The 14,041-nt window shown below is 58.5% G+C and carries 11 protein-coding genes; 4 read left to right on the forward strand and 7 right to left on the reverse strand.

What is annotated here, in order from left to right; genetic code table 11:
* Positions 1 to 3 precede the first annotated feature (3 nt).
* The 4 genes from IEX36_RS05665 (at position 4) to IEX36_RS05680 (ending at position 6,174) form a co-directional block, all read left to right on the forward strand.
* Entirely contained in the window at positions 4 to 1,041 is a 1,038-nt protein-coding gene (locus IEX36_RS05665) for a M20/M25/M40 family metallo-hydrolase (protein ID WP_188758299.1), read from the forward strand.
* Between the two features lie 207 nt (positions 1,042 to 1,248).
* The gene (locus IEX36_RS05670) at positions 1,249 to 4,215 is read left to right on the forward strand and encodes an ATP-binding protein (RefSeq protein ID WP_188758300.1); all 2,967 of its coding nucleotides are present in this window, start codon (positions 1,249 to 1,251) and stop codon (positions 4,213 to 4,215) included.
* On the forward strand, positions 4,208 to 5,650 hold the full coding sequence (locus tag IEX36_RS05675) for a sigma-54-dependent transcriptional regulator (protein WP_188758301.1): 1,443 nt from the start codon (positions 4,208 to 4,210) through the stop codon (positions 5,648 to 5,650). The genes IEX36_RS05670 and IEX36_RS05675 overlap by 8 nt, the downstream gene beginning before the upstream one ends.
* 50 nt (positions 5,651 to 5,700) lie before the next feature.
* Positions 5,701 to 6,174, forward strand: coding sequence for a hypothetical protein (locus IEX36_RS05680; RefSeq protein WP_188758302.1), 474 nt, complete (start codon positions 5,701 to 5,703; stop codon positions 6,172 to 6,174).
* On the opposite strand, the gene IEX36_RS05685 is transcribed toward IEX36_RS05680, so the two are convergent.
* From IEX36_RS05685 to IEX36_RS05715, 7 genes are all read right to left on the reverse strand, one after another.
* On the reverse strand, positions 6,171 to 7,244 hold the full coding sequence (locus tag IEX36_RS05685; RefSeq protein ID WP_188758303.1) for a zinc-dependent dehydrogenase: 1,074 nt from the start codon (positions 7,242 to 7,244) through the stop codon (positions 6,171 to 6,173). The genes IEX36_RS05680 and IEX36_RS05685 overlap by 4 nt on opposite strands.
* A 10-nt stretch (positions 7,245 to 7,254) precedes the next feature.
* Positions 7,255 to 7,935: a phosphorylase family protein gene (locus tag IEX36_RS05690; protein WP_188758304.1), complete on the reverse strand. Its 681-nt coding sequence runs from the start codon at positions 7,933 to 7,935 to the stop codon at positions 7,255 to 7,257.
* Complete coding sequence (gene hpnA, locus IEX36_RS05695; protein WP_188758305.1) at positions 7,932 to 8,942, reverse strand: hopanoid-associated sugar epimerase; 1,011 nt, start codon at positions 8,940 to 8,942, stop codon at positions 7,932 to 7,934. Before hpnA ends, IEX36_RS05690 begins: the two co-directional genes overlap by 4 nt.
* Positions 8,943 to 9,025: 83 nt before the next feature.
* The gene (locus IEX36_RS05700) at positions 9,026 to 9,472 is read right to left on the reverse strand and encodes a hypothetical protein (protein WP_188758306.1); all 447 of its coding nucleotides are present in this window, start codon (positions 9,470 to 9,472) and stop codon (positions 9,026 to 9,028) included.
* A gap of 5 nt (positions 9,473 to 9,477) precedes the next feature.
* Positions 9,478 to 10,614 carry an adenosyl-hopene transferase HpnH gene (gene hpnH / locus IEX36_RS05705; protein ID WP_188758307.1) on the reverse strand — a complete coding sequence of 379 codons (1,137 nt, stop codon included), beginning with the start codon at positions 10,612 to 10,614 and terminating at the stop codon, positions 9,478 to 9,480.
* 56 nt (positions 10,615 to 10,670) lie between these two features.
* Positions 10,671 to 12,701 carry a squalene--hopene cyclase gene (shc, locus tag IEX36_RS05710; protein WP_188758308.1) on the reverse strand — a complete coding sequence of 677 codons (2,031 nt, stop codon included), beginning with the start codon at positions 12,699 to 12,701 and terminating at the stop codon, positions 10,671 to 10,673.
* Between the two features lie 28 nt (positions 12,702 to 12,729).
* Complete coding sequence (locus tag IEX36_RS05715) at positions 12,730 to 13,743, reverse strand: 4-hydroxy-3-methylbut-2-enyl diphosphate reductase (RefSeq protein ID WP_188758309.1); 1,014 nt, start codon at positions 13,741 to 13,743, stop codon at positions 12,730 to 12,732.
* Between the last annotated feature and the right edge of the window lie 298 nt (positions 13,744 to 14,041).

Here is a 14,041-nt window from a genome sequence, read left to right on the forward strand (position 1 = left end):
CCTATGCCAATCGACCCAATTCAGTTGACGAGACAGCTCGTCGATATCGAGTCCACGACCTATCACGAAGGCCGCGCCGGCGCCTTCCTGCACGAATTCCTGGCCAGTCAGCGCTACGCAGTCGAGCGCATGCCAGTGTCCCAGCCCGAACTCGCTCTCACGCCCGGCGGAGGCACCGGCGAACGCTTCAACGTCTACGCCGCCATGCCCGGCGTCACGCCCGACGTCGTCCTCTCCACCCACATGGACACGGTCCCACCCTACTTCGGCTGCCGCGAAGACGACGAGTACCTCTACGGGCGCGGCACCTGCGACGCCAAAGGCATCATCGCCGCGCAGATCGCCGCTGCCGACAGGCTCCGCGACTCCGGCGTGAAGGTCGGCCTGCTCTTCGTCGTCGGCGAAGAGCGCGACTCGGCGGGCGCAAAGGTCGCCAACAAGTCGCCCAAGGGTTCGCGCTTCCTCATCAACGGTGAGCCAACCGACAACCGCCTCGCCCTCGCATCGAAGGGCGCACTGCGCGTCGAACTCCGCGCGAAAGGCAAGATGGCGCACTCCGCCTATCCCGAACTCGGTGAGTCGGCCATCGACAAACTGCTCGAAGCCCTGCGCGATGTCCAGGCGCTGCCTCTACCTGTCGAGCCGGAGATCGGCCCCTCGACCCTGAACATCGGTCTCATCGAAGGCGGACGCGCACCCAACGTCATCGCCGACAAAGCCGAAGCGCACCTGCTCATCCGTCTTGTCAGTCCCGCCGAAGAGACCAAGCAGGCCATCATCAAAACCGTCGGCAACCGCGCCGACGTCACCTTCAGCCTGGAGCTTCCCTTCGTCCGCATGAGAAAGGTCGCCAACCTGCCGACAATGGTCGCCAAGTTCACCACCGATATCCCCTCGCTGACCGCCTGGGGCGAACCGTTCCTGCTCGGCCCCGGCTCCATCCACGTGGCGCACACGCCGAACGAGAAGATCAGCAAGAAAGAACTGCTCGAAGCTGTGGAAATGTATGCACAATTGGCCCAGGACCTGGTTCGCGGCTAAGCGCAAATCTGCTCTTGTTGGATCCAGCAGGAGCAGACGCACCAGTTTCTCGTTTCATTCCAGTAAATTCCCATCTATATATTTCGGGATGGGTTATGATTTTCTGTAGCCGAATCGGGACAAGTGCCAACTAAATGCACCTTCTTTGCATATTCCTGTTTGGCAACCGGTGTGCTCAGGGAGTAGTTAAAGTCGTCCGGGTTTAGCATGAACACCTCCTCCCAAACCCGTATCCTCGCTATCGCGCTTGCACTGGCGACCTTGGCAGCCTGCGTCCTGGCAGCGATCAACTTTGAGCAGGAGCGCGGCTACGAGGTTCCCACCGACGGCATCTGGTGGACCGAGGTCGCAGGAGGTCTCCAGGCCCAGCGTGTCCCGAAGCCCTCGCCTGGGCACCGCGCCGGCATCCGCACCGGCGACATTCTCATCAGCATCGACGATCACCAGACCACACGGCTTGCCGTGCTCGTCCGCGAGATGTTCCGCAGCGGAGCCTGGGCACATGCAACCTACTCGATTCTGCGTCCACCTTCGAACTCCGACAGCCTGAAAAACGCAACGCCCCTGACAATTCAGGTCATCCTGGAGCCCAAAGATCGCTCCATCAATCAGGGCCTTCGCTTCATCGCGCTGGTCTACCTCTGCATCGGAATCTACGTTCTCTTTCGACGCTGGACCGCGCCCAAATCGACGCATTTCTACGTCTTCTGTCTGGTCTCGTTCGTCCTTTACGCCTTTAAGTACACAGGAGAACTCGACACCTTCGACCAGATCATCTACTGGTGTAACATCGCTGCCGGAGCCTTGCAGCCTGCGCTCTTCCTGCACTTTGCCTTCAGCTTCGCGGGCGACCACCCAGCGGTCAAACATGCGCGCCTGCGCCGCAAGATCTTCAGCTCGCTACTCTACATTCCCGGCATCTTCCTGATCGTGCTCCAGTATGCGGCGATTCGCTACTGGTCTGCCACCGAGCTGCTGCACCACCGCTTGGACCAGATTGCGGTCGGTTATCTGGCGCTCTATTACGTTATCGCCGCAGTCGTCTTCCGCTTCCGCTATCGCCGCGCCGACACTGCGCTCGAGCGCCAGCAGCTCAAGTGGCTCACGCGCGGAACGCTGCTCGCCGTCACGCCCTTCACGCTGTTGTACGCGATTCCCTACATGGCGGACTGGAACGTCCCCGATCTGCAAACCAAGATCGCCGGACTCTGCCTGGTGTTTCTGCCGCTGACGTTCAGCTGGGCCATCGTCCGCTATCGCCTGATGGACGTTGACCTGATCTTCAAACGCGGCGTGACCTATACGCTGGCCACAGCCGCGCTTGTAGGAGTCTACTTCGGCATCGTCGCGCTGACCGGCGAGATGGTACACAACCGTCTCTCGAACCTCGGCGTCTGGGGCCTGCTGGTCGCCATCATCATCGCCGGGATTGCATTCGAGCCGCTCAAGCGAGCCATTCAAGCTCGGGTAGACCGCGTCTTCGACCAGAAGCGCCTGGACTACCGCGAGACTCTGGTCGAGTTTGGCCGCAGCCTGAACTCACAGACGGACCTCCGGACGCTGCTGGACTCGATCGTCGAGCAGTTGCCGCAGACGCTCCTGGTCACACGCGTCGCGGTCTTTCTCGCCTCAGACGAATCTGCCACGCGGCACTTCGATCTTGCTGCCTCGCACGGCCTGACGAACCTGCAAGAAGCGGACCTCGACGCGCTCGATGTACGCTTCCTCGACTTTGACCGTCCCGGCGCGCACAATCACATCTTCCTGGAGAATCCGCAGCAGGTGCTTCGCCTGCCAGAGCCGCAGCGCGCCACTGCCGGACGGCTCGACCTGAACTACTACCTGCCCTGCCGTGTCGCCAATCGTGAAGGCGGTGGAACACGCACAGTTGCCATCATTGGACTCGGTCGTACCGACGACGGAGACTTTCTGTCCAGCGAAGACATGGAGCTGCTCGAAACGCTCGCCGGATACATCGGCATCGCCATCCAGAACGCGCGGCTCTACCAGCGCCTGGAGCAGAAGATTACCGAGTTCGAGAGCCTTAAGGAGTTCCACGAGAACATCGTCGAGTCGATCAACGTCGGCGTCTTCGCGGTCGATCTCGATGGCCGCATCGAAAGCTGGAACACCGAAATGGAGACGATGTACGCGAAGACCCGCTCCGCAGTGCTGCACCAGCCTGTCTCCGACGTCTTCTCCGCGGACTTCGTCGCGCGCTTCAACGCTGTGCGTGAAGAGCAGGGCACACACACGCTCTACAAGTTCCGCCTTGCCCTGCCAAACGGCGAAACGCGCGTTGCCAATATCGCCATCGCACCGCTGGTCACGCGGAACTTCGTTGCCGTTGGACGCATCGTCCTGGTGGACGACATCACCGATCGCATTCAGCTCGAAGCGCAGTTGACGCAATCGGAAAAGCTCTCCTCCATCGGCCTTCTTGCCGCAGGCGTCGCACATGAAGTCAATACTCCGTTGGCAGTCATCTCCAGCTACACGCAGATGCTCACCAAGCACATGCGTGATGACGACCGTCTCGCGCCGGTACTAGAAAAGATCACGCAGCAAACCTTCCGGGCCTCTGAGATCGTCAATGGCCTGTTGAATTTCTCGCGCACCAGCGGCTCGGAGTTCACCACGGTCGACCTGAACGAGCTGCTGCGCGACACGATTATCCTGCTCGATCACCAGTTCAGGACCGCGCAGATCCGCGTCGAAACGAACTTGGACCCGCAACTCGCGCGCATCCACGGCAACCCTGGCAAGCTCCAGCAAGTCATCCTGAACCTAATGCTCAACGCGAAAGACGCGATGTTCGGCATGAATAACGCAATGCTGCGCGTAGCCACATTCAACGGCCCCGGACGCGTCTTCGTCCGCATTCAAGACACGGGCGCCGGCATCGAGCGCGAGCACCTCAACCGCATCTACGATCCCTTCTTCACCACCAAGACCAAGCCGCAGGACGGCGCGCACAAAGGCACAGGTCTCGGCCTCGCGGTAAGCTACGGTATCATCCAGGAACACGCCGGCAAGATTCACGTCGAAAGCGAAGTAGGTGTGGGCACTGCGTTTCAGCTTGAGTTCCCTGCCTCCGCCACGCGCCCGCTGACCACAGCCGCACCGTCCTCCATCCGTCTGCAGGACGCCGACAAAGGAACAATTCATGCCTGAAACCACCGAAGTCGCCTCCGAGCAAGCAGCAAAGCCGGGGGCCCGCATCGTGGGCGATCCGCGCATCCTCATCATCGACGACGAAGCGGCCATCCGCGAATCGCTCGACACGCTGCTCACGCTCGAAGGCTTCGTCATCAACGCGGCTGCAGACGGCCCGACAGGCATGGACCTGCTCGCCCGCAACGAGTACGACCTGCTTCTGCTCGACCTCGCCCTGCCCGGTGAAAGCGGCATCGACCTGCTGCCGCGTATCAAAGAGATGCAGCCAAACCTGCCGATCATCATGATTACCGCGTTCGGCACGGTCAACAATGTAGTCGACGCTATTCGAGCAGGCGCAGAGAACTTCGTCCAGAAGCCCTGGGACAACGAAAAGCTGCTCGCCGACATTCGCGCCGCCATCGCACGCCACCGCGCAGAAGAAGAAGTTGTCCAGCTGAAGCGCACGCTCAAGCAGCGATACAACTTCTCGAACATCGTCGGAAAAAGCGACCCGATGCTGAGACTCTTCGACCTGATCGCGCAGGTCGCGCCCAGCCGCTCTACCGTACTGATTCAGGGCGAGAGCGGCACCGGCAAAGAATTAATCGCCAAAGCGCTGCACGCTAATTCACCGCGCCGCGACCGGCCATTTGTGCCAGTCAACACGGGCGCTGTCCCGTCAGATCTTCTCGAATCGACCCTCTTCGGCCACGTCAAAGGCGCGTTCACTTCCGCCGTCACGGCTAAGAAGGGCCTCTTCGAAGTAGCCAACGGAGGCACTCTCTTTCTCGATGAGATAGGCACGATGAGCCTCGACATGCAGGCCAAAATCCTGCGCGTCCTCCAGGACCGCCGCTTCATGCACCTGGGCGGCACGCAGGAGATTCAGGTCGACGTCCGCATCATCGCCGCAACCAACGTCAACCTGCAGGACGCCGTGCGCGAAGGTCGCTTCCGCGAAGATCTCTTCTACCGGCTGAACGTCATCTGTCTCGAACTGCCTTCGCTGCGCTCACGCCGCGAAGATGTCCCGCTGCTCGCCTCGCACTTCCTAAAACTGTACGCACGCGAAAACGGTACACCAGAGCCAACTCTCTCACCCGAAGCCCTTCGCGTCATGATGGAGTACGAGTGGCCTGGCAACGTCCGCGAGCTTGAAAACGCAATGGAGCGCGGCGTCGTGCTGGCAACCTCGCAGACCATCACACCAGACCTGCTGCCCGCGCAACTGACAGGCAGCACCTACACGGCCAGCATTCTCGATCACGAGCCAAACGCTTCTCTCTTCGATGTCATGGAAGAGATCGAACGCCGCATCATCGCCGACCGCCTGGAACGCTGTCACTGGAACCAGACCGAAGCCGCCGAATACTTCAAGATCCCGCTCTCCACCCTCAACCAGAAGATCAAGCGCCTGAACGTCGAGATCAAAAAGCGCAAAGGCGACTAGCGCCCAGGCTCTAGCTGGCATTCTCTTGCACGAAGCGAGGAAGCTGGACGATGGATATCGTAGACCACATCGAGAAGATGATTTTAGATGGATCCTGCGGCTTTTTTGACAAGTTTGACGTTGAAGATCTGCACGTAACAATTCGCATCGCTCGGGATTTCAATAGTTTTCTCGAAAAATTTGGAGAGAATCCTCCCACAGACGAGATCGTTTATGTTTCTGACACCGTAAGGTCAGGCATGGATCAGTTCTTCTCTCTTGCTCAGGTGTGTGGATTTATCGAGACAGAAGACGAGAAGTGGTCTTTCGATCAGCACTTATCGTGGAATTATGGCGCATTGCGATTAGAGTTTCTGGACACCTTTGAACGTCTCCATGAATCGCTCGATGTCAATGTTGTTCAGAGACTCACCTGGCTTCTTACTCTGACTCATCTTGAGCTTGTGTTTCTCGCCAAGCACTTCCCATCCGCAATGTTGAGCGGAATATCTGAGGGTTCACGTCGACCAAGTGAGCCAGCCTAGCGTCCAGGCTGAATCACAATCTTCAGCGAGTCCGCCTGCGGGTGCGATGCCAGATTGATCGCCTCAACTGCGTTCTCTAGCGAAAAGCGGTGCGAGATGAGCGGCGTCAGGTCGAAGCCATTCGTATAACCCTCGAAGACCAGTCGCGTCACGTCGTCCTGAATCGCAACGGACGCGCTGTACGAACCCATCAGCGTCTTCTCATCCATGCAGACCGCAGCCGGATCAAACGGTGCCTCACCATGCTGTGTCGCGGCAAACAGCATCACACGCCCGCCAGGGCGCACAGCATCCATCGCAAGTTGGATCAGCGCATTGCCACCGACTGCGAGCAGAACGACATCTGCGCCGCGCTCCTCCGTTGCAGCCTTCGCAGCAGTCACCACATCTCTGCGCGCATCCAACGGATGCTTCAATCCAAACTTTGCCGCAACGGCATGACGCTCGGCATAAAGATCGCTTGTTAGAACGGTCGCTCCTGTTCGATTCGCAAGCGCAGCGAGCAGAATCCCAATCGGCCCCTGTCCAATGACAAGCACAGTCTCATCACGCTGAAGCCCAAGCAACTCAATCGCCTTGTAGCATGTGTTCACCGGCTCAAGAAACGCCGCCTGCTCCAACGGAATCTCATCTGGAACCTTCACCAGACCACGCCGCACTATCCAGTCCATCACGCGGATGTATTCGGCAAAGCCTCCACCCGAAGGCGCAAAACCAGCGGTGCAGCCAACCTTCTTGTAGGTCTCACACTGCGCGAAGGTCTTCTTGCGACAGTAATAGCATTCGCCGCAGGGAATATGGTGATACGCCATCACACGGTCGCCCACAGCGAAGCCACTCACGCCCTCGCCAGCTTGGACTATGGTGCCAGCCATCTCGTGCCCGAAGATACGAGGCGCGCTGTGCGAACCAGTATGAATCTTCTTGAGGTCTGTGCCGCAGATGCCGCACGTGTCAATCTTCACCAGCACCTCGCCAGCAGTAATCTCCGGCACCGGCACCGTCTCCACGCGCACATCATTCACGCCGCGATACACTGCGGCTCGCATTGTCTTCGGAATGTTATCCATCTTCAAAATCTCATCCTCTTACCTGATACAAATCCAGTATCGCCTGAAGCTCGCGCGTCAGCGCCTCCACCGCGCGGCTACTGTTGCGCGCAAGCACAGCCACCTTCCCCCAGAGCCTCGGACGCACCACAGCGTAAGCGGCAAAAGCCACATCCCGAAACTGCCCGTCGTTCGTGGCGAATCGCGCGAGATCCTGCATCTCGAAGTCCGCCTCGTCGGAGATCGCCTTCACCGCCCTAAACGAAACACCGCGTGCTGAAGCAAGCCGCGCAACTGTCGCGGCCTCCATGTCTACCGCGGCCGCGCCGTAGGATTCGTAGAGCCTCCGCTTCTCCTTTACACCAGCAACTACCTGCGCTGTGACAAGCACCTGGCTGTAACGCGAATCGTTGTATCGCTCCCCCGACTTCGCATCGATCACAACGCCGGCACGCACCATCTCACCAACCCGCAGCGCCGGGTCGCACGCTCCAGCGAGCCCGACCGACAGCAACTGAGTGATCGGCTTGGTCGCCATCGCAGCTTCAACAGCCAGGGTCGCACGCGCAGCCCCCATCCCTGCACATGCAACAACGGCCGAGCCCTTCGTATAAACGCGGACTCGACCCGCCAGTCGCTCCTCGCGCCAGCCACGCACCAGCGGCTTGATCTCACGAGGCAGAGCAGCGATGATTCCCACACATTCGCTCATAGCGGCTGCTTTTCTGGCGCCGGCGCGTATCCATGCGCAACAAACCAATCAATCGCTCCACGCAGCGCCTGATAGATCGGCAGCACTTTGAAACCAAGATCACGCTCTGCCTTCGCCGACGAAGCAAACATCATCTTCTTCCCCATGCGAACGGCTTCCACAGTCGCACGCGGCTCTTTGCCGCGCAGTTTGCCGGTGATGGTCTCATCGAAGAACGCGAAGGCCATCGCTACTGCATGAGGCACCTTCATCTTCGGCGAAGGCAAACCCGTAATCGACGACATGCGATCAAGAATCTGCTTCAGCGTCAGGTTTTCTCCGCCCAGAATGTAGCGCTCGCCGGGAGTTCCACGATCGAGAGCAACGACATGCATGCGCGCCACTTCATCGACATCGACCAGATTCAGCCCTGTATCCACGTAAGCAGGAAACTTCTTATTGAGAAAGTCAACGATGATCCGGCCCGTAGGCGTCGGCTTCACATCACCGGGACCAATCGGTGTCGTCGGATTCAGAATCATCACATGTTGGCCAGTCTGCGCGGCGCGAATCGCTTCCTGTTCCGCGAGAAATTTCGATCGCTTATAGTGCCCAATCATATCGGCAAGCGAAACCGGCGTATCCTCATTCACAATCGTGCCATCGGCCTTGAAGCCCATCGTCGCCACGCTCGATGTGTAGACGACGCGCTCGACTCCACACTCACGGGCCAGGCGCAGCAACTCGCGCGTGCCATCGACGTTTGCGGCATACATCTCTTTCGGGTCACGCACCCACAGGCGATAGTCCGCAGCCACATGCACCAACGCATCGCAACCGTTGAGTGCCGAGCGTAGTTTCTCCGGTTCGCGCAGATCACCCACTACAGTCTCTGCATTCAATCCAGCAAGCGAGTCGAGGCGGCTGGTCTGCCGCGTCAGCAGGCGCAGTTCAGCACCCTCGGCTGCATAGTGCCGAGCCACATGGCCACCGACAAACCCTGTCGCTCCCGTAATAAATACGCGCACGCTTCGTCCCTAATCCTGATCTTCGAAGAAGAAGCCGTGGGCCCGATTAAGACCCACGGCTTAGTTCATACCAAAGCTCTGTTTCAATCCAGTTTTTCCGGATCGATCCGAATATTCTTTTCTCCCGCAACCTTCTTCTCCCAGTATTTCTTTACCCAGGCCTCGAAGCTCTTGCCCGCAGCGTTGTCGCGACCAGTAAAGGCAAGCGCAGCAATCTCTGCATAAACCACGTTCACTTTAACGCGCTCATTGGTTGGAATGACACGCACGAATGAATCCGTTAGTGAAGAACCAGTGCGGCGGTCGAAGAGATACCCCGTCACCTGCGAGCCGTCTTTGCGCGTAATCGTCACGTCGCCGCGATAGTCGAATGCCTTTTCAAGCGCATCACGCACCTCAGCGTCACTGGCAAGCGTGGGAATCCAACCTTCGAGATTCTCCTTCTCGCGTCCAGCGATAGTCTCAATCTCGTCAGCATTGTGTTGTCGCAGTTGCTCAATCTTCAGGTGTTCCTGCTGCTCTGTCGCCATGCTGCCTAATCTCCTGAAACTTCCTGAAGCTCATCGTTCACTGCATTGTTCGACTGAATCTGCACGAGCGGACCAGAGTGCTCGGGCCGCCACTCATTCAGCAGCTTCTGCGCATCTGGATCGGGATAGGCCGAGGGAAACATATACTTCCTCGCCGTGACCAGAAATCCTTTGAGCGAGCTGAAGTTGTAATCGACCGCCGAAGCCTCATGCCCCGAATGCACCATGCAGTTGGCGCACTGCGGATTGCCGCTCTTCGCGCCGTAGTTCTCCCACGCGGTCTCCTCCATCAACTCCTTGAAGGTGTCCGCGTAGCCATCCTGCAGCAGATAGCAAGGCTTCTGCCAGCCGAAGATCGAGAACGTCGGCATGCCCCACGGCGTGCACTCAAAGTTCTGCTTGCCCATCAAGAACTCAGAGAACAGCGGGTGCGTGTTGAACTGCCACGACTTCTTACGGTTCGAAAGAATCGCGCGGAACAGACGCCGCGACTTCGCCTTACCGAGAAAGTGATTCTGGTCAGGCGCCTTGTCGTACGTGTAACCCGGCGACACCATCATGCTCTCAACACCAGCAGCCATCAGATCATCGAAGTGCGCGCGCACTGAGTTCGGGTCCGCTCCATCAAACAGCGTCGTGTTCGTCGTCACACGGAAGCCAGCAGCGACGGCTGCACGAATCCCCTCCATCGCGATATCGTATCCACCCTCGCGACACACGGAGAAGTCATGGTGCTCACGCTGCCCGTCCACGTGCACCGAGAACGACAGATACTTGCTCGGCTTGAACAGGTGCAGTTTCTCCTTGAGCAGCAGCGCGTTCGTGCACATGTAGACATACTTCTTGCGAGCCACCAACCCAGCGACAATCTCCGGCATCTGCGGATGCAGCAGAGGCTCACCACCCGGAATCGAGACCATCGGCGCGCCACATTCCTCCGCCGCGCGGAAGCACTCCTCCGGCGTCAGCTCCTGCTTCAGGATGTGCGCGGGGTACTGAATCTTTCCGCAACCTGCACACGCCAGGTTGCAGCGGAACAAGGGCTCCAGCATCAGCACCAGCGGATACCGCTTGCGTCCCTTCAGCTTCTGCGTCAAAACATACGATGCAACCGTCCAGGCTTGCGAGACTGGCACTGCCATCCGTTGTCTCCTTCAAATCCTTCGCGCAACCAACCAGGCGTGCGCGGCAAAATCTTTTATGCTGCCTCTTCCGCTTCCCTCTCCATCGCGCGACGGTAGGTCGTCAGCGCAAGCAGTGGGAAGTACTGCTTATACAAGTGATACCCCAGATAAAAGACGCGCGGGAACCCCGTCCCGGTGTAATAACTTTCGCCGTTGCGTCCAGCGGCCAGCTCGTCCCAGCTTCCATCCTCGTGCTGGTGCTGAATCAGCCATCGCACGCCCTTAGCCACAGAATCCGAACGCGTATCTCCTGCAGCAAGCAGCCCCAGCACGGCCCAAGCCGTCTGCGAAGGCGTGCTCGGGCCAACACCGCGTTGCGATGGATCATCGTAGGTTCCGCAGGTCTCACCCCATCCACCATCGGCGTTCTGCACCATGCGAATCCACTCCGCCGCCTGCTGAATCGCAGGTTCGTGGTTCCACATGCCCATCGCTTCGAGGCCACGCAGCACCAGGAACGTGCCGTACAAATAGTTCACGCCCCAGCGGCCAAACCAGCTTCCGTCCGGCTCCTGCTCTTTCAGAATGAACTGCACGGCCTTTTCAACGCGCGGGTCCTTGCGCGTATAGCCATAGAGCGCCAGCATCTCCAGCATCCGGCCCGTAATATCCACCGTCGGCGGATCGAGCATCGCGTTATGGTCGGCAAACGGAATGTACTGAAAGATCATCTTCGTGTTGTCTTTATCGAAGCTGGCCCATCCGCCGTTCTTGCACTGCATCGCCCATACCCAGTTAATCGCCCGCTGACAGACCTCGTACTGGTAGCGCTCGCGCGGATTGTCCACGCAGTTCAACGCCATCAACACCTGGCCGGTATCATCCACGTCCGGATAAAACTCATTGTTGAATTCGAAGTACCAGCCACCGGGCTCGCAGTTTTTGACCTTCTCGGCCCAGTCGCCCTTCATCCGGACTTCTTTCGACAGAATCCAGTCGGCAGCCTTCAACATGCGCGAATCGCTGCGCGAAACACCAGCCTCGCCCAGTGCATACATCGCCTGTGCCGTATCCCACACAGGGGGAAAGCACGGCTGCATCCGGAACGTCGGCGTCGGATAGCCTGGCTCGCCGTCCGGGCAATCGATCCCGAGCTTCTCAAACTCATCTATCGCGCGAATCATCTGCGGATCGTCGAGCGAGTAATCCAAGCACCGCAAAGCCACAATTGCGTTCAGCATAGCCGGATAAATCGCGCCCAGGCCATCGGACTTCTCAAACCGCTCCAGCATCCACTTCTCAGCCTTGCGAATCGCAATAGTCCGCAACGGACGAATATGCACTCGTTCAAACCAGTGAATCATCCGATCCGTAAAGAGGAAGAAGTTGCGCCAACTGATCGGGCTCTTCTTGTCCCACTTGAGGTGCAGGTTAGAGTTTTTCCGTCCGCCAACAAAAAGCTCTTCAATTCCCTGTTCCGGCGGAATTTTTTTGAAAGGCTTCTTCGCATAGATGATCGACAGCGGCACCAGAATGCCGCGCGACCACGACGAGATCTCGTAGAGATTGAAGTAGAACCAGTTCGGAAACAGCACAATCTCCGGCGGAATCGCAGGCACGGCATCGTAATCGTACTGTCCCAGCGCGCAGAGATATATCTTCGTGAAGGTGTTGCACGCAGTGACGCCTCCGTGAGCCAACACCCACTCCCGCGCCTTCACCATCCGAGGATGGTCCGCTGACCATCCCATCAGCTTCAGCGCAAAGTAGCACTTCACCCCATAGCTGATATTCGATGGCCCGCCCGGATACAGACTCCAGCCACCGTCATCATTCTGGTGCCGAACAATCTCATTAACCGCACGCTCCATCTTGCCGCGGTCGCCCGTGCCCAACAGAGTATGCATGAAGATGTAATCGGACTCGAGCATGCTGTCTGCTTCGAGTTCCCCGCACCAGTAGCCGTCCTCGTGCTGCTGACCAAGCAGCCAGTCCTTCGACTTCCGAATGCCCTCCAGCACATGCTCAAGCCCCAGGTCCATACGCCCAAAGCGAGGCTGTGCCGGTTGGTTTCCGACCACCGGATTACGTGAAGATGTATCCATTGACACCAAACTCTCTATCTGCGCTTCTCTACTGAGCGGCTGGCGGAGCGGACGCAATCGCCTGCACAATCTCCGGCGGCAGGCCGAACCGGACATTCTCCGGCATTACTTCCACTTCGTCCACAGAGCCGTAGCCCCGCTCCAGCAGATATTCGACAACATGCTGCACCAGGACCTCCGGAGCCGAAGCCCCGGCCGTCACGGCTACCGTGTCGACGCCATCCAGCCACTCCGGCTTGATCGCGTCCGCCGAATCAATCAGATACGAGTTCGTATCCAGGTTTTTCGAAACCTCAACCAGACGGTTCGAGTTTGAACTGTTCCGCGAACCCACAACCAGCACCAGGTCCGCGCCATGCGCCACATTCTTCACCGCCGTCTGGCGGTTCTCCGTTGCGTAGCAGATGTCCTGCGCATGCGGGCCCACAATATTGGGGAACTTCCGCTTCAGCGCCTCAATCATGTACCGCGCCTCGTCGAGCGAGAGCGTCGTCTGCGTCAGATAGGCGACCTTGTTCGGGTCAGGTACCACCAGCGCCTCCACCTCGGCCACAGTCGAAACCACCTGCGTCACCTCTGGCGCTTCCCCTTGCGTACCTTCCACTTCCTCGTGGTCGCGATGTCCCACCAGCACCAGCGAATAGCCCTGCTTGGCAAACTTGATTGCCTCAACATGAACCTTCGTCACCAGCGGACAGGTCGCATCGATCACCTTCAACCCCCGCTCCTTGGCGCGCTCACGCACCGCAGGCGAAACCCCGTGCGCCGAATAGATCACTCGTGCGCCCTCAGGCACCTCGTCCAGTTCATTGACGAAGATTGCGCCCTTCTTGGCCAAGTCGTTCACAACATAGCTGTTATGAACGATCTCCTTGCGAACATAGATCGGTGCGCCAAACGTCTCCAGTGCAATCCGCACCACGTCGATGGCCCGCACTACACCCGCACAGAAGCCACGGGGCTTCAGGAGAAGTACACGTTTGGTCTTGGTCGCGTTGCCGTCTTCCGCAACAGCAGCATGGTCAAGGATGGTCGTAGTCACCCTCTGAGTATACCAATTTCGGCAAACAAATAGCGCAAAATTGAACCCCTCTCAGTGCATTTCGTGCACCTTCGACGACACCGCGAAATGCACTCAAATCGCGCCAGATTTGCAACTTCTTTTACTTAGCTGCATCGCAGAAGCGGCTGCAACTCAAAGCTTCTGCCTCGCACAAGCCGGATGCCCACAGTCGCATTCCAGCGTCGTCGAGCCTTTTGCATTCTCACAATAGCTTGAACAATATTTCTCTCCGTCCTTCACCTGACAAAGACAACCTTCCATCGCGCACTTTTTCGTC

This window comes from Edaphobacter acidisoli (assembly GCF_014642855.1).
Lineage (GTDB): Bacteria > Acidobacteriota > Terriglobia > Terriglobales > Acidobacteriaceae > Edaphobacter > Edaphobacter acidisoli.